The organism is Paenibacillus sp. OSY-SE (assembly GCF_000283315.1).
Classification (GTDB): domain Bacteria; phylum Bacillota; class Bacilli; order Paenibacillales; family Paenibacillaceae; genus Paenibacillus_B; species Paenibacillus_B profundus.
Map to the genome: position 1 here is coordinate 22511 of NZ_ALKF01000156.1, position 23897 is coordinate 46407.

Sequence of the window (23897 nt, forward strand, 5' to 3'; positions counted from 1 at the left end):
TATATGAAGATTGATAAAGTAAGCATAAGGAGTATACTCCCCATAACGACAAGGATTTTAGATTTACTTGTTGAAATCATCATTTTTTAGCCTCCTATCTTAAGTACTCTCTGAAGGGCGTGGAATTCCTCTTTCGTGTTTTTTGACTCGCTACGATCATTACTTCATTTCTTGGATTATGCGCGCAAGCGATGATGCAGCAGTAGCCTCCAGTGACGGAGGTTTTTTCAGATGGTCGTTTGTTAAGAAGAAGGGAGATAGCTATGATTATTCCATTGGGCCAATTTGAAATTACATCCGGTAAAGTGGTTGTATCCGATCCTTGTTACGAACGGAATGAAAATACGATTATTATGGGTGTGCTGGACAATGTAAGCAACGGAACGTGGGCCGCTCAGGTACATAAAACCGAGGTTCGGGATTGGGGCGAAGCTTGCGCCAAGCTAATTGCTTATCACATATCGGTTGCCGACAAGCCAGATGAACTCGAATGGGTGAAGTGTCATTTTATTGTCGGGGTGGACAGCGGGCAAGCGGGGATCTTTGACGTCAGCGAGTATCGAATTCCGGATTCCGAACCTCAAGGGACAGAGTCCGATACGGACAGCGACTGGTATTTATCCTGCTGCGACATTACGGAAAGCGATGAGGAAGCCGGTGTCATGGATGGTGGCGCAGTCTCGCATTCCGGCTTCGGGGATGGAGGCTATGCGGCGTATTATGCCGCCAATGAACAGAATCGAATTATTGGAGTCAAGATTATTTTCATTAAAGATGCAGATCTATAAGAGAAGAAATGGTGACCAAAGTCTTAAACGGGAGTACCGTCCAATGCTTGCTGTGGATGTTTAAGTTAAACGGTCAAAGCCCAAGCATAATGATGTCCTGAAGGTGATGGAACGTTATTATGCTTTTTTGTCATGTCTCAGTAAACTAAATAACTCCTGCTTATGAAAGTTTAGTTTATAAGTCTCCATTTTTGATCATAGAATCAAAGTGTATCCTGAGTCGTACATTATACATGGGAGGAAATGAACATGACGAATGTGCTTAAAGCCCGTCCTAAGCTGTATGTCATGGATAACGGCCACATGAGCATGGACAAAAACTGGTTGATCGGCATGCATAATCCGGCTACGATCCTGAATCCGAATGCGGCGACGGAGTTCGTGGAATTTCCGGTCTATACCGTATTGATCGATCATCCGGAAGGAAAGATTTTGTTCGATACGGCCTGTAATCCGAACGGGATGGGCAAGGAAGGGCGATGGCCCGAAATGATGCAGCTCGCGTTCCCTTGGGCAGCGAGTGAGGAATGTTATCTGCATAACCGGCTGGAGCAGCTGAATGTCTCGCCACGTGACATCAAGTATGTCGTGGCCTCCCATTTGCATCTGGATCATGCCGGATGCTTGGAACTGTTCACGAACGCGACGATTATCGTTCACGAGGATGAGCTGAACGGCGCGCTGCAATCTTATGCACGCAACGAAAAACAAGGATCCTACATATGGGCGGACATCGATGCCTGGATCAAAAATCATTTGCAGTGGAAAACGATTAAGCGCACAGCGGATCAGTTGGAGCTGGTCGAAGGCATTACCCTTCTGAACTTCGGAAGCGGCCATGCTTGGGGCATGCTGGGCCTGCATATCGAAATGCCGGAAACGGGCGGGATCATCCTCGCTTCCGATACCATCTATACGGCGGAGAGCTACGGCCCACCGGTCAGGCCGCCGGGCATTATGTATGATTCGATTGGGTACCGGAATACGGTCGAAAGGATCCGCACTCTTGCCGCCCGAACGAAATCCCAAGTGTGGTTCGGACACGATGTGAATCAATTCAAGGAGCTCCGCAAATCAACCGAAGGATACTATGAATAAGAAGGCAAAGGAAGGCTTTATCATACTGTGAGCAGGTGGGTATGACCAGCTCTGCTAGGTTCTATTAAAAGAAATCATTGCACTGTGCTAGTCAAACACAGAATACGGCGCCATTGACAACTTGGTTCATAGGTCGGATTTCCTTGCAAATGTTGCATATTATATAATCCTTTTGTGCGACATTCGTTCAACATTACAGAGAAAAATCCGAACCCATCGGAGAAGCTGAGGTAGTATCATATGAGCTGTATGAGAAAATTGCTTTTTTGCATGTTAGCTATAACTTTAAGTTTAGGAATCTATCTCCCCAATGTGAGTGCTTCCCCAATCCAAGTAACAGTGGATGGGCATGACGTTGCTTTCCCGGATGAACCCCCGTATGTCGATAAGACATCCAACCGGACGATGGTTCCTGCCAAATTCGTATCCGAAAAGCTTGGCGCAAAAGTAAAGTGGAACGGGGCATTAAACCAAATCGCTTTTACGTATAAAAATGACACCGTCACTTTGGGGATTGGCGACAATTATGCGCAGGTGAACGGAAAGACGGTAACCTTCGGTGGAGGAGCGACGGTCAAAAACGGCCGTACGCTGATTCCGCTTCGCTTCATCAGCGAAATCTTTCATGCTGATGTAGATTGGCAGCCAGAGCGTAATCAAGTCAATATAACAACTTCTGTAAAAAACGTTCAAAAAGGAACGTGGATGTGGGATAGCAAACTCATCGAAAGGGATCAAGAAAAAATAGTAAACTTTGCAAGCGATAACGGTGTGGCGTCCATTTATCTTCAGATTGATAGAGATATTGCTCCAGAGATTTATGCAAGCTTTATTCGAAGCGCAACAGAAAAACAAATTATAGTAGAGGCGCTTGCGGGGCGTCCCGAATGGGCCTATAAAACGAAGCAGGATGAAATTAAAAAATTTATGGCATGGGTTAAAAGCTACAATGCGTCCGTTGGAGCGGAAGAGAGCTTTGCGGGTCTGCACTTTGATATCGAACCTTATCTTTTAGCCGAATGGAAGACAGACAATAAGGCGATTCTTGAAAGCTGGATGGACAATTTAAGGTTGATCGAGAAGGAAACCAAAGGGAGCGGCCTGAAAATTACGTTAGATGTTCCTTATTGGCTGAATACCGTAAAGGTTCCGGGCACTGAATACAGCTTCAGCGCATGGTTATTGGAGAAGTTCGATTGTCTTGTGATTATGGATTATCGCAATTTTGCATTAGGCAAGAATGGGATTGTGGAAAATGCGAATGCGATGATGAGAGAAGCATCGACTCTTAACAAAGAAGTGATCGTTGCCGTGGAGACCGCTAAAAGTTTGGAGAGTGATCGGGCATCGTTTTATTCCAAGAGTATAGAAGCCATGGAAAAAGAGCTACAAGCAGCTCATAAAAAACTGTCTCGATATTCAAGTTATGCCGGCTTTGCGATTCATGACTACATAAGCTGGGCCGCAATGAAATAAGCAAATTCTGAATCAGATCGCGAGTAAAGGGACAAATATCTCCGTAAGTCTTAAATTTCCCACCCTGATTAGCCGTCATTTTCGCATGAGCTGCTACAATAAAAAAGTCCCGATGAACGCTTACTTCACCGGGACTGACTTTGCGGTTCACGACTAACCTTACTGCCACTTCATTCAGAATAAGCATTATTCCATAGATTTATTCATTATTCAAATTGATTTTAAAGACATCCTCCTCATTACCACCAAAAACGATCATCCCACCTTCAGGCAGTACTACCGAATGATTGCTCGTTGCCTTTGAAAAGTTCACAACCTTTCCCTTCGCGTCATAAACGGCAAATCCCCCACTTACCGGAGCCTTAACGGTCATGACTCGATTGGCTGATTTTTCATTTAATCTTATACCATACAGCCTAAGCAGTGGATGGTATGATGCAAATCGAGGAGTTCCCTTCATAAATGGGTTGAATCGCATCTTCACTGATATAGGATTGTCCATCGATCCTTAAATACTCCTTATGGTTCACGTTATAGAAATTCAAATCAAAAACATCTCTTCCGTTCATAATAGGAATATTAATTACATTTACTGCTTTATTCTTATCAACAATTTTAGTGCCGGATGCGTATCCATGGTTGATGTCAACGGATATATTTTTGGCCAAAAGCGCTTTGGTCAGATACATGATTGAAGTTATCTTTTCATCCAAATCGTAGTAGTTTTTTCCATTTCTATGTTCCCATACCGTTTTACCTACGGTACCGTATAATCCAGAGTAAGCAAGCAAATCGGATGGCATGTCCACTTTCAATGGAGGTTCAAATGTTTTTTAGGTAGGATCTCTTTAATGATGCCTTTGGTTCTTGTATATTCCAATAAAATATTAGATGCAAAAATACTATTGTAGGTAGAACTCCCTCCCGATGAAAGCACAGCTATAGAAATATCATGTTCGGGTAGGGTAGTCAAAGCAGAATCCCAATCAGCCTTTTGCTAGTTACAACATAGTATAAAATGATTACTCTTCCAACTCCATCTCGAAATTCTCTATGAGAACGGATGGTTTAATATGTAATGCTTTGGCTAACGAGATAATGGTGAGTAAAGAGGGAGCCTTTTCTCCATTCTCCAGTTCACTAATATAAGACCGATCAACACGGGAATATAAACTGAGTTCGTCTTGGGTTAGTTGGTTCTCTTTTCGAATCTTCCGAAGAGCCCTTCCAAATGCGGGGAGTTCAATTAACTTCTTATTATTAGTTGCCAACTTTAAAACCCCTTATTTGATAGTTAAAGATAATCATATGTCTTTCTATAAGGTTATTTCAGTAGGTAGTAAGGAAATTCATCCCTGCATGTCGAATAAGTCATGAAACATTGAATAGACATGCTTACTCCGATTACTTTGCGGGGACCAAGGCAGGGAATGAAATTGGAAAACACATCAAGATTTTAAGAAATAACGAAAGCGATGAAAAAAGCAAAGATTGCCGCATGTTCGAGCGCTATCAGGCGCTATATTTACATTTGCAAGGTCACCGGGAAGTCCGATTACGTCTATTCTGAATCGAAGTGTCAAAACCGTAAAAGGCTACATCTAGGATGATGAAACAGGGAATCTTTCTGCTCTGCAAATGAACCACTCACCAGGGCGCCCGTTCGCTTAACGAAAGAGCAGCAGAAAAAGAAAAAAGCTGAAACAGACAATTGTGAGTTCGGTTTCTCATGATGTAAAGCGCAGCTTTCCCTGAACCTCAATCTCACATGTAGCCCAATACCGTACCATTCGGTGGATAATCAGATGCAATTAGGGCTAAAAGCAGAGTTGTCATCTTGCGTCGCGACGACCAGGCTTAAAAGCGTGGGCCTTGCTCTTCCATGCAGTAAACAAGCCGATAAGGCTCAGTAGTGCAAGCGCCCAAGGGATGGTTCCTGCCCCCATGTGTTCCAGCAACAGTCCGCCAACAACGCCTCCCCCGGCAACCGCGAGGTTGAAGATTGTTACCAGCATCGACTGCGCCACATCAGCTCCCTCTCCAGCGGCATCCCCTATAGCTATCTGTAGTAACGTTGGTGCACCACCAAAAGTAAGGCCCCAAGCAGAAACGCCGAGATAGATGATTAACGGCGCTTCACTGGCGATTCCTAGTACCATTGAGGCCCCGGCGAACGCAGCAAGGCTAATAAGCGTCAGTGCGCGAAGCCAGCCGTCAACGAACAGGCCAGTAACCCAAATCCCGACTACGGATGAGACGCCAAAGATCAACAGGACGAGGTCTAAATGGTTGGCGAGTCCAACATGGGCCATAAATGGCGCGATGTAGGTGTAGAGGATGTTGTGCGCCAATATCCAAACAAAGATTACAAACAACACCGGGCGAACCCCGGGTGTCATAAAAATTTTGCGTACAGGCTGTCGTTGGTGCGCCGTTTGGCCAGGATGATTGGGCACCGCTACCAGCACCCATACGATCAGGACAAGCGCGAATGCGGACATGATCCCAAAAACGCCTCGCCAATCGAAAAAGGTTCCAAGCCAGGTGCCCAGCGGCACGCCTAAAGACAAAGCGACAGGTTGGCCCACCCCCACAATCGCCAAAGCGCGCCCCTGCAGATGATGCGGCACCATCCGCCGCGCATAGCCCGCAAGCAGTCCCCATGTCAAACCTGCGGCCATGCCGGCAACGAATCGTGCTGCCAGTGTCAGCGCATAGTTGGCGGACAATGCGGTTACGGTATTGAAGAGGAACAGTCCGCCAATCGCCAGCAGCAACACCTGTTTTCTGCGCCAACTGCGCGTCACGGCAATGAGTGGAATCGCTGCCACCACCGAGCCAAAGGCATAAAGCGTCACGAGTTGGCCCACCAGCGCCTCTGAGACGCCGAGGCCTCGACCGATTTGCGGCATCAAGCCAGCTGGCATCGTTTCCGTCATTATTGCGATGAAGCCTGCCATCGTAAACGCCAACAGCCGCCAAATGGGAAGTCGATCTGAATCTGCCTTAGGCGCATCTTGGAAGTCAGATGCAACCGATTTGTTGTTTTCGGACGTACTCATCGCTCTACTCTGACTAACCCGGATGCAGCCATATCCTTGTCACCATGCCCAGCTTCGAGAGCTCGCAGGAATCTCTGCAGCCCGGCAACCGTAGCATCCACTTGGATACCCGCCTGCTCAGCAGCTTCAACAACCAACTGCGCATCTTTGACCGCATTAGCGATAGAAAAGCTGGTTGTATAGTCATCCGCGAGGATGGATGAGGCCTTAAGCTGAAAGTATCCGCTATCCATCGGACCACCTTTAACGACATCCACTACAAGTGCTGGATCGATGCCGAGCCCCTTTGCGATCGCAAGACTTTCAGCGACACCATGCGTCAGTGCGAAAGCCCAACTGTTCAGTGCCAACTTAAGACGGCTGCTCGCTCCGATCCGATCGGAAACCCATATGGTACGTTTGCCGATGGCGTCAAAAACCGGTTGTACGTTGTCTCGCTCTTCGGTTGGTCCAGATGCGAGAATGACAAGTTGTCCCTGTTCCGCAGGCTGACGTGTACCTTGGAGAGGTGCGTCGTAAAACTTCAGTTCCCGCCGCTTCGCAAAGGCCGCCAGATCATCGATCGCCGTGATTCCGACCGTACTCATCTGAATCCAGATCGCCCCCTTGGACAAACCAGGCGCAGCGGATTCCATCGCGTCCAATACGACCGGTCCGTCCTTGAGAAGCGTAATAATAATGTCCGCCCCATCAACGGCTTCCCGGGGCGTATCAAACACATCAACACCGCATAATGCAAGCTCCTCCGCCTTGGCACGTGTCCGATTCCAAACACGCACGGCAAACAAATCTTTCTGCAAATTGCGCGCCACAGGCGCACCGATGATGCCGGTGCCAAGTACCGCGATCGTTTTTAATTGCTTCGAGTTTTTAGTATTTGACATTTCAAAACCTCCTATAGGTGAATGGAATCTGCACGCAGGACATGCATTGCGCCAGTCTAATTTGGAACAATCGTTACAAAACAGGAAAAAAAATTCCTGCATTGGATGCAGGTTATCAGAGCTGGATTACGATTTTGTGTCAAGGTCGTTCTTTAAAGTGCATCGATCGTTACATCGACCACATCAAGCAAGAGCTGTCGCCGATTTTGACCAAGACAGCCTTTGCTTAATACCCGCAGCCCTTGTATCGTGCTCAGCACAAACCGAGCGAGTGCGCGAGCGTTCTTGTTTGAAGCAATTTCACCGTTCTCTTGGGCGTGACAAAATACCCCGTACAATACCATCTCTAAATAATTATAATTTTGCGACACGATTACAGCTATCGCCTCATCATGACTTGCAAGCTCTAGCGCTGCGTTCGCAGTCATGCAGCCGAGCCCCTTTTCATCGCCGAGTTCCTCGTCAACGACGTCCATCAACAGCTGCCGGACCCGCTCTTTAACCGAACCGGGTTCAAAGAGCACCGCAATCTTCCGGGCTTTTAACTCCTGATACCGGCGAAGCGAGTGCTCATAAAGTTCATGCTTGCTTCCAAAGGCATTGTATATACTGCTACGGCCCAAGCTAGTACCTTCGACCAAATCTTGAATCGAGGTCGCGGAATAACCGCGTTGCCAAAAAACTTGCATGGCTGCGTCCACTATATCGTCAAGATCAAATTCTCTTGGGCGCAAGATAATCGCCTCCTGTTTTGTAATGATCGTTCTGTAATAGTATAGAAGCGCTTGATTCAAAAGTCAAGGGCACCTTCATGTAAAAAAAGAATCCGCAGCAGGAAGAGAAGGAGGTTAAATCTATGTCAATTATTTAAGTAACTGCATTATGTTCTAGCCCAATCGTCCTGATAATTGAACCAAGCAAGAATCCTTGGGAACGAAGGATTTTTCACGGAACAGCACCTTTAGGCTATGATAAAGTAAAACCTGGGAAGCTTGTTCCAAATACTGAGCATGCTCTCACTGTGAAATTAATGTTCGACCTATACCTAAATAATAATATGGGTGCTCAAGCAATTGCCAATTATCTAAATGAGGAAGGTATTTACCCATCCAGAAAGAACGGTCAACAGTGGCATGATTCTTCTGTTCGGTTTGTACTATCAAACCGCACTATACAGGAGATCTAGTCCACGAGCGTTCGAAGGTTGATGGCAAGGATAAAATTCATCTTCAAAAGAAGGGATATAATAAACGGAAGAAAATTGACAAGGGCGATTGGATTATCGTCCCTAACCATCATGAACCTCTAGTTACTAGAGAACAGTTTAAAGCCGTTCAATAGAAGAGGCGAGAGATGGCTGATCGGATATATCGAGGCAGAGAGAAGAAGTCGTTATTCGCTAGATTGGCATTTTGTGAAGATTGCGGTAAAGGCATGAACTACAAGTATGACCGCAAAGGCTATGTCTGCGGAACTTATCAGAAAACAGGTGTTGAAAAATGCACTTCCCATTTCATCAATCAAATTGAATTGAAAGAGGCAGTATTAAATGACTTACGGCGAATGTCTAGCAATGTGTTGGATCAAAACTTACTGGTGCAAACTATTCTAAAACGAGCGAATGTGAAAGTTATGGATGATAAAAATGATTTAAATGAGGTAAACTTTATGGAGGGGTTAGGCTTTTGATTTTAGTACCTAGCTTTGATATAGTAAGCTAGTTAACGGGGTTAGTGGGAATTTAAATGATTAGGCCGCAGATTAACGATGTTGTATATTTCATTATGTTTGGTTAAATAACCGTGTGAAATGGATAAAACCAACCAAGGACGGGGAACTCTACATACAAACAATCATGGAGTGATTATATGAGTAAAGCTAAGGGTAAAGGTGGAACAGGTAGAGGAACGGACAAAAAGGGTTGGAATAGATGGCAAGCTAGTGAAAAGAGAGCAAAAAACAAACCAAAACCTTATAAAAGCAAAGGTGTTAAAAAAGCGGATGGGGCAAAGAGCCCAGCAGTAATAAAGGATAAAAGTGAAAAATCCGAAATATAGGACATCTTTACAACAAAAGTTGAATCAGAATCAGAAAAAACGGGATTTGAAGCAGAAGGAGATGGGATTGTTTGGATAATCAAGATGTGATAAGCGAATTACCTTCAAATTATGAGGAATTAAAAAAATCTGTGAATCGAACGTCTAATTGGAGAGAACGTTTAGATGCTGTTGAAGAGTTAGGTCAGTGGAAAAACAAACAAACAATCAATCTACTAACGTATAGAATGATTAGCGATGATGTGTATCAAGTTCAAGAGGCTGCTTTTCGTAAGCTCAAAGAATTTGGCGAAGATGTCCAATTGCCATCAAGGAAAAAAGGCGACTTGATTAAAGGAGTTACTAAAATCTTGTTGAGAATTAAGAAGAGTTTGCCAGAAGGTCATACGTATGAAGAGTTCAAAGAGAAGTTAAAAAAGATGAGAATTGATGTGTATGATACGTACGAAGGTGACAAGGGCGCTGACTTCGATAAATGGCTTGAAAACACGTGGGCATCGTTAGCGAAAAAGTAGTATGACTCAAAATGTCATGCTACAATAGCACTGAAAGGAGTGATTACATGGCAATAGAAATCAATGTTCAGGCAACACCGAATCCGAATGCAGTCAAGATCAATACGAGTGAACGAATATTTGAAGGTCCCGCAAGTACATCTCTGAAAAGCGGTGCTGAAACAGATCATCCCTTGGCTCGTGCTCTGTTGAGCATCGAAGGTATCGATAATATTTTCGGGATTAATGATTTTGTCACGATCAGCAAGAAAGCGGATGCGGAATGGGATACGATTCTACCAAAAGTGGAAGAGGCTTTTAAAGTAGTATACTCCTGAGTACGCAACAGTGATGAACACCTCCAAGAAATCGTGATGGGCCGCGATGAAATAAGTTGAGTTCAACTAGAGACAACATCACCGCAATAGAAAAACACCTCTTCGTCGCGTGAAGGAGTCAAGCAATCACCGCCTTACCGAAGAGGTGTCTTCTATATAAGTTACTAGGCTATCCGTTCTTATCCCCGAAATATTCTTGATACTGGCTTGGCGTGACGTGGGCGTACTTTTTGAAGATGCTAATAAAGTACTTGTAGTCGCTGAAGCCGATATCCTGCGCGATCGTATATACTTTGTTATCGCCTGATTTCAGTAAATCGATCGACTTTTGGATGCGATAGCGGTTGAGGAACTCATTGAACGTATAGCTTGTCTCTGCCTTGAATTTTTGATTCAAGTAATAGGCGCTTAACTCAAGCTGCTCCACGAGGTCGTGAATGCTGATTTTCTTGGCATAGTTCTCCTGCACATAGGCGATCATTCGGGACACATATTTCGATGTCTTCGTTTCTTTCTCCAAAAATTTGCTGTTCAGAATCTCTTCTTTTTCTTGCGGATGATTGGAGATGATTTCATATTTGCGTATTAAGTCTACTTTGGCCTTGGCAGATTCCAGTGCTGCAATCAATTGGTCATCCTCTAATGGCTTCACTAGAAACTCGGTTACGCCTAACTGTAATGCTTGCTTGGCGAGATGAAATTCATTATAGCCGGAGATGATAATGCTGCTGAAGGTATGCTTCTGCAGTCCCTCTCGAATCATGGAGATGCCATCCATAATCGGCATGTTGATATCCGTAATGACAATATCCGGCTCAAGATCGCAGATTTTTTCATAGCCATCTTGTCCATTAAGCGCTTCTTCAATCACGATACAGTCGTATTTCAGCCAATCAATGCTGAACCGTATTCCCCTGCGGATCATATCTTCGTCTTCAACAAGCAGAACTTTAAACATCATTTCCACTCCCTTCGTAAGGAATTGTCAGTGTCACACAGGTGCCTTTTCCTTGCGTGCTGTCGATGTGGATGCCGGATTCCTCGCCATAGAGAAGCACTAAACGGCGATGGACGTTGTATAGCCCGATATGCTGTGTCGTGTTATTTTGGCTTTGCAAGAGTTGATTGACGTTCTGCAACGTTTCCTCATCCATGCCTTGCCCGTTATCGCAAACCTCCAGCATCAGCTTCCCGGCAGAAGGATAGATACGGATTTCAATAAGCACATTGCTTTGGTTCTGATAGCCATATTTGATAGCGTTTTCAATTATTGGTTGAAGCAAAAGCTTAGGGACATATATATCCTGGGTTTCCTCCGCTACTGAAATCCGGTACTCCAGTCGTTCATTGAATCGAATGTGCTGCAGCTTCAAATAATCCCGCACATAATTCATGTCATCCTTCAGCTGGACGCTGCGATCATTCCCGATACTGTATCGAAGCAGTCTGGATAGAATCATGACGATGTCCTGCGCTTGATTCGCGTCAATCTTAATCGCATAGCGCAAGGTCTCCAGCACGTTGAATATAAAATGCGGATGGAATTGGGATTGCAGCTGCTTCACTTCGATAATGGTGCGGAGCTCGGACAGCTCTTTATTTTTCTTCATCAAATCCTTTAACCGATCAAGCATCGCATTATACTCATCGCCGAGAATTTCGAACTCGTCATCCGTCTGGATGTCGACATAGCCATTGAAATTCCCTTCGCGCAGCTGTGCCAAAGCAAGAACTAATTTATCGATCGATTCGGAATTGCGAGCAGACATTTTGTTCGACAGGAAATGAATGATGACCCATAACAGCAGGCTGGCAGCAAGGACAAAGATAGACACCGTATAGTAGGTGTATTGCTCGGACTTGTAGGAATTGAGCGTGATCACTTGAATGGGTGTGCCCGGTATGCGCTTGGAATACATGTAGTACGTCCCGTCGTTCAACAGAACATGTCCTTGATCGTCGAGCTTGGGGCTGAATTTGTTCAGCACGCCCTTGGTGACATTGCTGGTTGTGGCAATTATCGTGTTATGTTCGTCGGTGATCATCGCAATTTCATTGTTTTGTTCAAAAATAAGCTTCTGCATGTCGGATTCATACAGTTGATAGACGATATATCCTATTGTCTGCTTGTCCTTGACAATCGCTTTGCCGAATGTATAGCTCGTATCGCGATCATGCGAGTAACGGAAGCTGTTCATTTCGGTCAGCGTGTCGTTCGGTCTCTGATTGATCCGGTTAATGAGATTGCTGAAGGCAAAGTTGGAATACAGCGCATCCGGCGAATCGGAGCTAGCCCGGAAGATGCCATTCGTATCGACGATATGGAAGATGCTCTTGACCTTCTGGTTACTGTTGAATTCATAGAATTCGGAGTACACTTTATCACTGCCCAAATGCGTGGTCATATAGTTCATCACAGCAGGAGAGACGGCCATCCGATTGATTTCTTCGTTATATTGTTGAAATACCTCTGCCATGGAATGACTGATGGATTGGGCAGCCTCCGATGTTTTTTGAGTTAAGTTCATTCTTCCATTAATAATGGTGAAAATAAGAAATAATACGATTAAAATGGAAAACGGAATAACCGTGTAGAGTCGAAATAAGTGACGGGTTGACTCCTTGAAGTTACGAATCTTTTTTTGTTCCATGTCGCCCTCCACCTATGATAAGCCCTTTCAACACTATTATACTGACTCGCAGTTGACAGCTGATAATCCAAATACAACCAAGCCGGCCCTCATGCTACAGGTACCGACTTGGATGTAGATGAATCTATTAAAAATACGGGTTCAAAAGCAACTTTTTAAAGTGAGACTTCTTTTTGTCCGGATAATCGAAGGAAGACGAGCAGCGATACGACCGTAATGACGGTAAGAATCGTGGACAGTGCTGCGGCAACGCCATAGTTCCCGCGAATGACCTCGGTATAAATGGCAACCGTAACGGTCTTCGTCTTGCCTGTATATAAGATGATAGAGGTGCTTAATTCAGTAATGATGGTAATCCAGCTCAATATCGCACCGGACACCACGCCTGCCAGCATCATCGGCAGGGTAATCTTGAAGAATGTCTTCATCTGGGAAGCTCCCAGGCTGATGGCTGCTTCTTCAATCCCATCGTTAATCTGATGCAGAATGGCTGCACTCGATCGAATCGTATAAGGAAGTCGCCGAATGACGAACGAGATGATCATGATGAGTGCGGTTCCGCTTATTGCCAGCGGCTTATTGTTGAACGTAATCAACAAGGCAATCCCTAGAATGGAGCCAGGCACGATATAAGGGAACATCGTGAAAATATCAAGTGTGTTCGTTAAAGCATTCTTTCTGCGAACAGTTACATAAGCGATCAGAATCGCGAGCAGGATAATGACGACCAGCGACACGATGGCTAGGAAGAACGTGTTCGTAATGACGCCGCCGATATTATTGAAGGCATCCCGATAGCTTTGCAGCGAGAATCCGTCAACAAAGATTCGGCCGTTCGATTTCAGGAATGAAGTATAGATGACATATAGCTGCGGCAAAAGCGCGATTAACGTATACAGGTAGATGACTGCATGTGCTGCTATGTTTCCGATTCCTTTTTTCTTCTTGGCTTCAATCGGGTGCAGCGCGCTCATCGTGAAGGCTTTGCGATTGGCCACGAATTTTTGCAGCAAGAAGATCGCGGTTGCGAACAATACGACAATGACGCTGATTGCGGCAGCAAAGCCGTCATCGCCGCCGACCTCACTGATGAATTCGTTAAAGATCAATACAGGGACTGTCTTGAACCCTTCACCAATCAGCATCGGCGTACCGAAATCGGCGAGTGCGCGCATGAATACGAGCAGACCGCCTGCGAGTAGGGTTGGCGTAATGAGCGGGAGCAGCACTTTGCGCATTTTGCTGAAGCCGCTATAGCCCATGCTTTCTGCAGCTTCCATCAGCGATTGGTCGACATTCTTAAGTGCTCCCGATACATACATGAAGATAAGAGGGACCATTTGCAAGGTTAACACTACTAAAATACCGGTAAATCCGTATATATCAGGCATCGTAATCCCAAATGTGTTGCTTACGAATTTGGTAATGACGCCGCTTCTGCCTAACAGCAAGATCCAGGAGTAAGCTCCAATGAACGGAGCCGACATCGACGAGAGCAGGATCAATATCCGAATGGTTGAATTCCCTTTAATCTTAACGGTAGCCATGATATAGGCAAGCGGTGTTGCAATGATAGCCGCAAGGGCGGTTACACAGACGGTTACTTTTATACTGTTGAATAGTGCATTGGTATAGTAAGGTTTACTGAAAAACTTCACGAAATAGGCGAGTGAAAAGTCACCAGTCGTACCGTTGTAAAAGCTTTTGAACAGCATCGTAAATAAAGGCAGGGCCAGGAACAAAATATAGAAAGCAAAGATCAGGAACGAAATGTTAGTCCAGACGTCAAATCGTTTGCGCGTCCCCTTCATAGCTGATCGCCCCTTGTATAGTTCAATTCACCTGCAGCATCGTACACATTGATTTTATCTGTCTTCACTTTCAGATAAATGATTTGGCCAGGTTCTAGTATTTGTGCGGTTTTCGATTCCTGCGTAATTTCCACGCGTTGACCGGATTCCAAATCGACAAAGTAATGCGTGTTCTGTCCTAAAAATACGCTGTGCACAATGGTCGCCTTCATACCGGTTTGATCCTCGGTAATAATGAATTCCTCAGGGCGAACCGAAATTTTGACGTTAAGTTCAGCTTGCTTATTCGATGCCGGAAGTTGAATGTTAGAGATTTCTTCCGAATAGCTTGAACCGAAATGCAGGCTATAGCTGCTCGCTTGGCGCGTTAAGCTTCCTTCGATAATGTTCGTGCGACCGATAAAGGTAGCAACGAATACATTCGCAGGACGTTGATAGATTTCTTGAGGCGTGCCCAGATGCTGAATGATGCCTGATTTCATAACTGCAATGCGATCGGATACGGCCATCGCTTCTTCCTGATCATGCGTGACATAGACGGTTGTAATGCCGACTTCACGTTGAATGTCCTTAATCGCGTTCCGCATGTCGACCCGCAGCTTGGCATCCAGATTGGATAAGGGTTCGTCCATCAGGAGGACATCCGGGCGGATAACAATCGCTCTGGCTAGTGCAACGCGCTGCTGCTGGCCGCCGGACAGGTTCTTCGGCATGCGGTCCTTGTATTGTTCGATTTGAACGACCTTTAAGATATCATCCACTTTGGAGCTAATCTCCGCTTTGGATAATTTTCGATTCTCCAGCCCGAACGCGATATTTCCTTTAACCGTTAGGTGAGGGAAGATGGCATAGCTCTGGAACACCATCCCGATATTCCGCTTACCCGGTTCGACCTGATTAATGACGCGTTCGTTAAAGTTAATCGTTCCGCCTTCAATGCTGTTGAAGCCGGCAATCATGCGCAGCAGCGTTGTCTTGCCGCATCCCGAAGGACCAAGAAGGGTGAAAAATTCACCCTTCTTAATCTCCAGGGACAACTCAGGAATGACGGTGGTATCGCCATATTTTTTTACTAGGTCTTTGATAGTTATTGTCACGCTCATTGTTGTCACCTAACCTTTTAGAGGTAGTCAAAAAGTCCGTTTTTGATCACGAAGCACGGCAGAAGGTAACTCGCTGAAAACCGGACTTTTTGACACGCTATTATAAATTATTTGATGCTTGTGAACAGAGAGATGTATTGCTCGATGATTTCGGATTTGTGCTCACTTACATAGTCCGTATCTTCATCAATCATGTTGATGTTGGCATATGGCGTCATGTAGTCTCCAAGCTTCGTATCTATACGAAGCGGACGGTTCGTTAATTGCGTGCCGAACGCATCTTGCGCTTCTTTTGAAAGAATGAAGTCGATGAACTTCTTGGCATTGTCCATGTGAGGTGCGTCTTTGATAACAGCGGACGCTGCATCCAGGAATACGGCGCCTTCTTTCGGATACACGACTTCTACAGGTGCACCGTTTCTGACATACGTGTTAGAAGGGTCTTCGTAAGTTAAGCCAACAACATATTCACCGTCAGCGACACTCTTGTGAACGGCACCGGAACCGCTTGCAATTTTACCGTCTAGATTCTGAATCAATTTGCTAACATAGTCCCAGCCTTTCGGATTCTCGTAGTCGCCGCCCATTGCTTTCAGCATATTGGTTAGCTGAGCGAAGGCAGAGCTTGAGCTTGCCGGGTCAGCAGAAGCAATTTTTCCTTTCAGCTTTGGATTCAGCAAATCTTCATAGCTTTCAATTTTGATATCGCCGATCAAGTTCTTGTTCACGAGGAGCACGCTTCCATCTGAAATATAAGGAGTAGCGAAGCCCGTCGTATTGCGATGACCTTCAATTAAGTATTGGTCTTCAGGTGATACGTAAGGTTCGTAGAGGTCGGCATGTTCACGGAAACCAGCCATCGAACCACCGAACATCACGTCAGCGTAGGGATTTTGTTTTTCAGACTGTAAGCGCTTAAAAATTTCGCCCGTTCCAGCCGTTACAAGCTCAACCGTAATCCCCGTTTTCTTTTCGAACATTGGAATGATGGTCTTGATGATTTCTTCGCTATTCGGACTGTAGATGACGAGTTTATTTGATGAAGCTGAATCCGACTCACTATTTCCACAACCGCTTAGCGCCCCCACAACTAGCATGCAAGCTATCAGCAACATAGAAAACCTTTTCATTTTTTATTCCCCCTGAACTGAGTTCATTTTCGTTGCATGTTTATTGTAGCAGCGTTGGTACCGCTTACAGAATCCCACAATCCGAAAACATTGTCTAAAATTCGCAAGTGATTTTAGGTAGTAGAGAACTTCTTCGTGCCGAAATTATCAAAAGGCGAGATTAGCGGATTCTTCAAGTAGGATAGTACGCCATTGTAAGAAAGGATTTGGTTTTTGATGAATATGCGGGCCAAGACGCTTGGATATGGGGATCAAGGGCGCCGTTGTTTACAGGGAAAATAGCGGTTGAGGTAATAAATCAAAGAACTAATAATACAGTTACAAGTACTAGAACCTCTAGCTCAGTTCCACTTTGATCCAAATGATTATGGGGATTTGGTACATAAAATGGACGAATACAGAATCTAACTCATGGAATTTGTTCTTCACATACCGCCATAGATATAAGCAACTTCCTGGGCAAAGTGTTGCGCCATTTGAACATGTAAATGTTAATGATAAAATGTATATAAAGCCCCCAAGTTCACACAAACAGGAGTTCAATTCACTCGATGTTAAGCCCCACTATGCTCTAGATGACCTTTTTAATGAATTGTGGGATAAACAATTAGGGGAATTTGTATATGAATTTAAAAATTTGAGCGTTGGAGATACAATTAATTTCAAAGATAATTTAGCTGCAATTCACTATGATTCCGAGAAAGATGTAACGAACCTAGGTTTTAAGTCATCGAAATTTGAGAATGTTTCTTGGCCTTTTAAAGGTGATTTGACTAAATTATTTAAACCTGGAGATATCATCAACTTGAAGTTTGCCGTTGAACAAATTGATGGTCAGTTTGAAATACTAGATTATATTCGAATGGATTACAACAATGAAGTTGCCGATATCAAAGATTTTTTAATTGAATAGCAATTAAATCTTCCCCCCTCTATTAATAGAGATAAAAAGTTCTTAAGCTGAACTCTTTATCCGTTAGCTTGAGGGGGTTACTTGTTTTGTTTCAATTTATGTAAAACTAAAGAAGGATATTGTTGACTGTAACTATTTGTTAAAATAAGAAGAGAATCTAGGGTTACGGCAATTTAGTAAATCGTGACGTTGTATAAAGGAGGACTATGGATGAAGTCAGTAAAGGTTCTTGTAATTTTGCTATCATGTGTAATGCTTATTGGTTGTTCTAAAAAAGATGTTTTGGAAGGAGTGGATTTTACAAAGGTATTCGATGAGGTTATTGGTTATTTATATATAGATGATAGACTCTATAGTCTTAAAACCAGGGATAATTTCCCGGAAGAGGACTTAGGCAAACAAATAGGTGAGGTTCATGAAATCGTAGAGAAGCCCGTAGTTGATGGAGATGTGGTGTATCCAGAGGCCACTCGTACCTATGAAATTCGCAAAGGCGATAAAATATTCAGGGTAAAAGACGGTGATAAGTTACTAGTTGTTATCCAAACGAGGGATGGCTTTATATTAGGAGTCATTTTTCCCACTTAAGTTTCTCTGTCTATTGTTCCGAATGCCTGACTCGCATGGATTGGATTGTCAACATTAAATCAGATAGCTTTTTTAAGGGGTAATCTTCTGTAGTCTACCGGGCTCATATAGCCTAGAGTCCCATGTATGCGATGCTTGTTAAACCAGTTTACGTATGACCTTAAACGTAGCTTCAGCAACAGCATTATTATAAGGGCATCCTTTCATGTTTAGAGAAAGACCGATCTGGAACGTAGCAAGCGTCTCATCGATTAGTTTGTTCTTGAATTCACAACCACGATCGGTATGGAATAGCTGAATGTGTCTCAAATCTCCTTGCACAGAAGCAAAGGCACGCGCTACTAGAGCGGCGTCCTTTTTCGGACCTACACTTGAGCCAATAATCTCTCGATTGAAGAGATTGACAAATACACAGATGTAGTGCCACCTGTTTTTGACTTTGACATAAGTTAGGTCGCTTACGACGACGCGCTTGGCCTCTGATTGCTGGAACTTACGGTTCCGTTCATTTGCCTGTTTCGATTCGTTACACGTCGTTTTGTGTGCTTTGAATTGGGCCACCATGTAGGTAGATACGAGACCTTGTTCCTTCATAATGCGGCCGATTCGACGCCTGGATACGATAAATCCACGTTCACGAAGCTTTACTTTAATCTTTCTCGTACCTTATGCTTTCCGATTATTCTTAAAGATCTCAACGATATGTTTCGTGGTATCATCTTCATTCTGGCGTTCTTTCGCTTCATAATAGTACGTACTTCTGGAGATTTGTAGGACGTCGCACATTGCTGCTACCGAGTATTTGTCACGATTTCGCTTGATGACACTTACTTTCGTCCCATGCTCAGCACTGCTTGCTTTAAAATATCGTTTTCCATCTTGAGACGTTTAATCTCTTTTCGCAAGGCGAGTAATTCGTTCTCTTGAGGGGTAGGATTAGTCTTCTCTGAGAACGAGCCTGATTGTTGCGCTTGCTTGCTCCAGCGATCCAGTGCAGATGCACTCAGTTCATATTCATGTACAATAGCTGCTCTTGATTTCCCATTCTCGTATAACTGAACCATCTGTCTCTTGAAGTCGTCTGTAAATGTACGTCTTTTTTTGGGCAAAGTAGATCCGCTTCCTGTTATGATGTGTACATTCTACTAACCTTTAATTTATCTGTCCAACTAAGTGTAGCCCGATCCATACAGCGCCCAAAGCTGGCACTGAGGGTCGTCGATTTGCCGCGTAAGAGGCTAGACAAAAATCATACAATCTGTTGGCGTTGTGGTGGAGGCTGCACTAATATTGAGGTGCAGCCGGTGGATATGTTCTCGTAGACAAAGGGGGAGTATTAGTAACTTTTTTTAAAGAAAGGAAGTTTTGCATATTCCTCTTCTCCCAAAATAGAATGGAGCCTTGAAAGTTGAGAAGTATCAAAAGAATCACTTTTAAGCTTATAAATATCCAAGAATACATAAATAAGAATGGTCTTGATTTTTTCTAAGGAAGTAATTTTTGTTTCTAAAGGTCTAGCTATAAGGGAATTGCTCATCATTTCTTTGAGATATAAAATAGTATTCTGTTCACTAGAAATCCTATGTATATTTTTTGAGAAAGAACCAAAAAAACTATAAAGCTCTGACAACTCAACTTTATATTTTTGGTTCAAATAAGTTGAATCTAATAATTCATTCAGTGTAGAAAAACTTGTTCCTTTGATTTCTTTGTATGTCATTTCAGGTTTAAATTTGCTTAAAAGTATTCTTAATAAATTTTCGACATTAGCTCTCATAATCGAATAGAATTGAAAATCATCATTAATCGGTAAAACATACAAGGTTTTTAAATAAATTAACTTTTGGTCTGCTAGTAATTGAGTACATATAGGATTCAAACTTTTTATACTTGAAAATATTTCAGAAATAATAAGCGAGTCATGGATACTAATAAAAAGTTTTTTGACAAGACCTTCTTCAGATTTTAAAAATGCACTTTGAGGGTAATATTCACGAATAAATAATAAATAATTCTGATAGTCTGTTTGTTTATTCACCATCTAAACCTCGTTTAAATTGTTCCATTATTGAATCAACATAGTTCTTTGACTTTTTACCTTTTGTTTTAGTATCCGGCTCAATATTATTAAAAAGTAAATATTGAAGATTACGCATAATCAATAGTAATTCATTTTTTTCCGCTTTATTAATATCTCTTAAAATCCTAGCTAGTAGCAATGTACGACTTTTAAATAAATAATCTGCATATTGATAGTTAATTGCATCAATAAAAGCTACGATGTCGCTGTTTCTATTAAAGTACTCTTTACTTAAAAAAACATCAGTGACAATGGAATAAAGCTCTAATCGTAACAAATCTATATTCGTGTTGCCATTTAATTTACTTAGGTTTGATTTACTGTATTTTGAGGACATAATTTTATTATCCTTTCATCGAATTCTTCGACAATAGTCTCAATATTCATTTGAGAGTTACCACTTTCGCCATCTACAATAAAATATCCTACGTCTTTTGGAATTTGGGGATTTTTAATAAAATAATTCGTGAAGAAATATATTTCTTTTTTCTTAAGTTCATCGCTTGTAAGAATTTCATCAATAAAATTTTGTACACCAATAGATGGTTTCCTCGCTATGTTTGAAAAAATAACGCCGATCTGAGAGATAGGGCGATATTTAAATCGATCCCTATGTACAGATTTTAATTTTTCTATTGCTTTAAATAATAAATCTAATCCTAAAATTGAGTATGAATCAGGATAAATGGGCGAAACATAAAAATCGCTTGCTAACAATGCAGCAGTTGTATAGAAAGAATATGTAGGAGGGCAATCTAAAAGAATATATTTATAATCATCAGTTAGATTGAAATCCTCAATAAAATTTTTGAGGGCTTGTTCTTTGTCTGAGCCACCTAAAGTTCTTTCAAGAAAAACAGTATTTAAATCCCCAGGGATAATTGATAATTTATCACTTAGATTAAGTATTGCTTTTTCTTTATCGGTCTTTTCAATATAAGAGTGATTGAATACCATATTAATGCTAGAGGTACAGACCTTAAAGTTCCTGTTTTCTTCGTTTTCACGTTCATAAGTATGTTTATGTCTGTATTTTTTAAATAATGATTGTGTAAGGTTTGCTTGGGGATCTACGTCAATTAAAAGCACTCGGTCACCACGAGATGCTAGATAGTATCCAATTTCTTTACATAGAGTAGTTTTTCCGACGCCACCTTTCATATTAAGAAAGGTTATTACATGTCCCATCTCTAAATTCTCCTTATCTTTACTCTTGTATTATCAGCGTAAAGAGCCTTATGAGTATTTTTTATTCAAAAGTCGAAGATTAACTTTTTATTCTCACTCTAGTAAGTAATGAATTTATAAATTTTAAGTAGTAATTCTTGAGTCATAGGATGATTATACCATATTGGAATTGGGATAGGATTATAACATCGAATACTGTCATATTTCCTTTATCCAAAATAGTTGAGGAGCTTTAGCGCATACAACAATTGCACTGTAAATCACGTTTTATTTGTGACATATATCTATGGGAGTTTTAGACTATTTCTCCTTTACTTTCTCTATCGAGTAGATAGTGAAACTTACTTGCACGAATGCGACTAAGCCACGATGCACTTTTGCAAATTCATTCATTGAACCGCAAGTGATGGTAAACAACGGATGCTTGGCAGTGATTTCTCACCATAAGAAAGCTTTATCATCTAGTCTATTATTGTTGGGGATTGAAGAAAAAAATGGTTTTTTTGACCTGAAAGTAGTGTTATATTAGGTAATAAAGACTATATGAAAGGAGTTTATTAATGTGATTGTTAATAAGTGGGTTGAAAAGAAGGTAGTAATTTTATTATGTGCATTTCTACTTTCCGTATCGCTTATAACGGTTTTTCCTGATTATGTAGAAGCTAAATGTACTTATGTAAGTGGTTATACAAAAAAGAATGGTACAAGAGTTAGCGGATACTACAGAGGTTGTGGGTCTACTAGTACTGATGATAAATCTTATAATTCAACTTTCACAAGTAACAATAACTACGGGGCATCAAAAATTATTAATTTATACAAAGGGAAGAATTTCGTAGGAACTTCCGAAGCTTCTAAGCTTGTTTACGTACAAGGATATTATCGAGCGGATGGTACTTATGTTAGACCACACTATAAAACACATCCTAACAACTATCTTTATGACAATTTTACTTACCTAGGCGTTTCTTCACTTACTCCTAAAGAGAAATATCCACAATTTCAATTTAATAGTGATAAGGATATTGCCCTTAAAGAAAAATATCTGTTTTACAATCTTGAAGAGCACAATTTAAATGCGAATCAGATTGAAGCACTAAAAACTTATACAATAGCACTGAATGATGCACAAAATAGTGAGGAAAAAAAACAGTTTGCTCTTGATTTGGGAATTCAGTTTTATGGTGATTTAGGAATTGATCGGAGTCTTGCGACAATAAATTCCGGATTCGACTTATATGGTGTTATTACACTTGAAGACTATCTATACAATGTAGTGCATAACATTAACCCTAGTTACGATAAATTGATTGGAGACATTCCTTTTATTGAAACGTATGCTGGTTTACTGAAACAAGCAAAATATGATCCTACTAAACTCAAGATTGCTCAGAACTATGGGACAAAATTCTACAAAATTATTGGTGCTTCTTCAGGGTCGATCAATAATCAGTTAGAAATGGATGAGCTTCAAACCTTTGATATTGAACAGATTAATAATATCGATCTGCCTAATACTATATTGTCGAATACTGGATATTCTTTATCTGAAGATGTAGTGAGAAACTATTTGATTGCTGTTGGAACTAACTACAATTTAGTTTTTAATTTTGATGTAATATTAGATTCGATTTCATATCAAACTGCTTTAGAACTTCTTTATGGAGGTTCTGAATATTTCCTTAAATCAGCATTCACAGAAGGAACAAGATTTTATACAAAACATGGATTAAGTGATAGTGATGCAATAATCCAAACAATAAAAGATATCAATGTAATATTGTCTAATTAAAAATGCAGGTAGGGCTGTTTTAAAAGTATTTTTTAGTTGATGTGAAACAGCCCCACTGTATTTTTCGGAGTAGAAGAAACAACTAAGCAAAAGATTTCAAGTATGCCTTCAACTTCTCCCATCCTTCAATCTCGTCATTGGATGCAATGCGAATCAGTTCAAATTCGGCATAGTTGCACAGAGTGTCTTTTTTCTTATCGTTCTCTATTGTTTTGGGATTCTTTCTATGGTCATTACCGTCGTATTCAATAGAGGGTAACGGCTATAATGGCTCTTTCTAGTAGATAACAAAGTCCAAATGGCCTGTGAAATAATAATATTTTAAATTATAGTCCAAGTTGATATTTATTGATAACTCAACTTTCGCAGCATGAAATAGGCAGGTAAGACTTGATGTAGCTTGGCAAACCGGCGATCCATTGCTGAAGTTGACTTTGAATTAAC

At 42.0% G+C, this 23897-nt stretch carries 25 protein-coding genes and 2 pseudogenes; 11 read left to right on the forward strand and 16 right to left on the reverse strand.

Annotated elements, in window-relative coordinates:
- Positions 1-263: 263 nt before the first annotated feature.
- The 3 genes from A372_RS0106305 to A372_RS0106315 all read left to right on the forward strand — a co-directional run bounded on the left by A372_RS0106305 (position 264) and on the right by A372_RS0106315 (position 3362).
- A complete protein-coding gene (locus A372_RS0106305) occupies positions 264-788 on the forward strand; it encodes a DUF4241 domain-containing protein (protein WP_019419981.1) in 525 nt (174 codons plus the stop codon).
- 249 nt (positions 789-1037) lie between these two features.
- Positions 1038-1886, forward strand: coding sequence for an AhlS family quorum-quenching N-acyl homoserine lactonase (gene ahlS / locus A372_RS0106310; RefSeq protein WP_019419982.1), 849 nt, complete (start codon positions 1038-1040; stop codon positions 1884-1886).
- A 249-nt stretch (positions 1887-2135) separates the two neighbouring features.
- Positions 2136-3362, forward strand: coding sequence for a copper amine oxidase N-terminal domain-containing protein (locus A372_RS0106315; RefSeq protein WP_026010928.1), 1227 nt, complete (start codon positions 2136-2138; stop codon positions 3360-3362).
- Between the two features lie 199 nt (positions 3363-3561).
- Here A372_RS0106315 and A372_RS36195 read toward each other — a convergent pair.
- The 5 genes and pseudogenes from A372_RS36195 to A372_RS0106340 all read right to left on the reverse strand — a co-directional run.
- A pseudogene (locus A372_RS36195) lies at positions 3562-4347 on the reverse strand (hypothetical protein); the annotation flags it as partial.
- A gap of 37 nt (positions 4348-4384) precedes the next feature.
- Positions 4385-4633 carry a helix-turn-helix domain-containing protein gene (locus A372_RS0106325; protein WP_019419984.1) on the reverse strand — a complete coding sequence of 83 codons (249 nt, stop codon included), beginning with the start codon at positions 4631-4633 and terminating at the stop codon, positions 4385-4387.
- A gap of 561 nt (positions 4634-5194) precedes the next feature.
- Complete coding sequence (locus tag A372_RS0106330; RefSeq protein WP_020424610.1) at positions 5195-6424, reverse strand: MFS transporter; 1230 nt, start codon at positions 6422-6424, stop codon at positions 5195-5197.
- Complete coding sequence (locus tag A372_RS0106335; protein ID WP_019419987.1) at positions 6421-7308, reverse strand: NAD(P)-dependent oxidoreductase; 888 nt, start codon at positions 7306-7308, stop codon at positions 6421-6423. The genes A372_RS0106330 and A372_RS0106335 overlap by 4 nt, the downstream gene beginning before the upstream one ends.
- A 152-nt stretch (positions 7309-7460) precedes the next feature.
- Positions 7461-8042, reverse strand: a complete 582-nt coding sequence (locus tag A372_RS0106340; RefSeq protein WP_019419988.1) for a TetR/AcrR family transcriptional regulator — start codon at positions 8040-8042, stop codon at positions 7461-7463.
- Between the two features lie 206 nt (positions 8043-8248).
- Between A372_RS0106340 and A372_RS39490 the strand changes: the two are divergent.
- The 5 genes and pseudogenes from A372_RS39490 (at position 8249) to A372_RS0106365 (ending at position 10197) form a co-directional block, all read left to right on the forward strand.
- A pseudogene (locus tag A372_RS39490) lies at positions 8249-8649 on the forward strand (recombinase family protein).
- Positions 8650-8661: 12 nt separating this feature from the next.
- Entirely contained in the window at positions 8662-8997 is a 336-nt protein-coding gene (locus A372_RS0106350) for a zinc ribbon domain-containing protein (protein WP_019419990.1), read from the forward strand.
- A 179-nt stretch (positions 8998-9176) separates the two neighbouring features.
- The gene (locus tag A372_RS0106355) at positions 9177-9365 is read left to right on the forward strand and encodes a DUF3934 family protein (RefSeq protein WP_019419991.1); all 189 of its coding nucleotides are present in this window, start codon (positions 9177-9179) and stop codon (positions 9363-9365) included.
- A gap of 71 nt (positions 9366-9436) precedes the next feature.
- Positions 9437-9880 carry a HEAT repeat domain-containing protein gene (locus A372_RS0106360; protein WP_019419992.1) on the forward strand — a complete coding sequence of 148 codons (444 nt, stop codon included), beginning with the start codon at positions 9437-9439 and terminating at the stop codon, positions 9878-9880.
- Between the two features lie 47 nt (positions 9881-9927).
- Complete coding sequence (locus tag A372_RS0106365; protein ID WP_019419993.1) at positions 9928-10197, forward strand: NifU N-terminal domain-containing protein; 270 nt, start codon at positions 9928-9930, stop codon at positions 10195-10197.
- A 169-nt stretch (positions 10198-10366) separates the two neighbouring features.
- Here A372_RS0106365 and A372_RS0106370 read toward each other — a convergent pair whose 3' ends face one another.
- From A372_RS0106370 to A372_RS0106390, 5 genes are all read right to left on the reverse strand, one after another.
- Positions 10367-11155 (reverse strand): response regulator transcription factor, encoded by a 789-nt coding sequence (locus A372_RS0106370; RefSeq protein WP_019419994.1) that lies wholly within the window; start codon positions 11153-11155, stop codon positions 10367-10369.
- Positions 11148-12848, reverse strand: a complete 1701-nt coding sequence (locus tag A372_RS0106375; RefSeq protein WP_019419995.1) for a sensor histidine kinase — start codon at positions 12846-12848, stop codon at positions 11148-11150. The genes A372_RS0106370 and A372_RS0106375 overlap by 8 nt, the downstream gene beginning before the upstream one ends.
- 155 nt (positions 12849-13003) lie before the next feature.
- Positions 13004-14659, reverse strand: a complete 1656-nt coding sequence (locus A372_RS0106380) for an ABC transporter permease (protein ID WP_019419996.1) — start codon at positions 14657-14659, stop codon at positions 13004-13006.
- Entirely contained in the window at positions 14656-15762 is a 1107-nt protein-coding gene (locus A372_RS0106385; RefSeq protein ID WP_019419997.1) for an ABC transporter ATP-binding protein, read from the reverse strand. Before A372_RS0106385 ends, A372_RS0106380 begins: the two co-directional genes overlap by 4 nt.
- A 107-nt stretch (positions 15763-15869) precedes the next feature.
- Complete coding sequence (locus A372_RS0106390) at positions 15870-16892, reverse strand: ABC transporter substrate-binding protein (RefSeq protein WP_019419998.1); 1023 nt, start codon at positions 16890-16892, stop codon at positions 15870-15872.
- A 367-nt stretch (positions 16893-17259) separates the two neighbouring features.
- Here A372_RS0106390 and A372_RS0106395 point away from each other — a divergent pair, with 367 nt between their 5' ends.
- Together A372_RS0106395 and A372_RS0106400 are read left to right on the forward strand one after the other, a co-directional pair.
- Positions 17260-17805 (forward strand): hypothetical protein, encoded by a 546-nt coding sequence (locus tag A372_RS0106395; protein WP_019419999.1) that lies wholly within the window; start codon positions 17260-17262, stop codon positions 17803-17805.
- 210 nt (positions 17806-18015) lie between these two features.
- A complete protein-coding gene (locus tag A372_RS0106400; RefSeq protein ID WP_019420000.1) occupies positions 18016-18393 on the forward strand; it encodes a hypothetical protein in 378 nt (125 codons plus the stop codon).
- 59 nt (positions 18394-18452) lie between these two features.
- Here the strand turns inward: A372_RS0106400 and A372_RS39495 are convergent, their stop codons facing one another.
- The 6 genes from A372_RS39495 to A372_RS0106425 all read right to left on the reverse strand — a co-directional run bounded on the left by A372_RS39495 (position 18453) and on the right by A372_RS0106425 (position 21661).
- The gene (locus tag A372_RS39495; RefSeq protein ID WP_443146830.1) at positions 18453-18578 is read right to left on the reverse strand and encodes an IS3 family transposase; all 126 of its coding nucleotides are present in this window, start codon (positions 18576-18578) and stop codon (positions 18453-18455) included.
- Positions 18532-19047: a DDE-type integrase/transposase/recombinase gene (locus A372_RS39500; protein WP_443146831.1), complete on the reverse strand. Its 516-nt coding sequence runs from the start codon at positions 19045-19047 to the stop codon at positions 18532-18534. The genes A372_RS39495 and A372_RS39500 overlap by 47 nt, the downstream gene beginning before the upstream one ends.
- Positions 19048-19220: 173 nt before the next feature.
- Positions 19221-19502 carry a transposase gene (locus A372_RS39505; RefSeq protein WP_019420002.1) on the reverse strand — a complete coding sequence of 94 codons (282 nt, stop codon included), beginning with the start codon at positions 19500-19502 and terminating at the stop codon, positions 19221-19223.
- Positions 19503-19729: 227 nt separating this feature from the next.
- Positions 19730-20434 carry a hypothetical protein gene (locus A372_RS0106415; RefSeq protein WP_019420003.1) on the reverse strand — a complete coding sequence of 235 codons (705 nt, stop codon included), beginning with the start codon at positions 20432-20434 and terminating at the stop codon, positions 19730-19732.
- Entirely contained in the window at positions 20424-20810 is a 387-nt protein-coding gene (locus A372_RS0106420; RefSeq protein ID WP_019420004.1) for a hypothetical protein, read from the reverse strand. The genes A372_RS0106415 and A372_RS0106420 overlap by 11 nt, the downstream gene beginning before the upstream one ends.
- A complete protein-coding gene (locus A372_RS0106425; protein ID WP_019420005.1) occupies positions 20780-21661 on the reverse strand; it encodes a ParA family protein in 882 nt (293 codons plus the stop codon). Before A372_RS0106425 ends, A372_RS0106420 begins: the two co-directional genes overlap by 31 nt.
- A gap of 562 nt (positions 21662-22223) precedes the next feature.
- On the opposite strand from A372_RS0106425, the gene A372_RS0106430 reads away from it, so the two are divergent.
- On the forward strand, positions 22224-23453 hold the full coding sequence (locus tag A372_RS0106430) for a hypothetical protein (RefSeq protein ID WP_019420006.1): 1230 nt from the start codon (positions 22224-22226) through the stop codon (positions 23451-23453).
- Positions 23454-23897 lie beyond the last annotated feature (444 nt).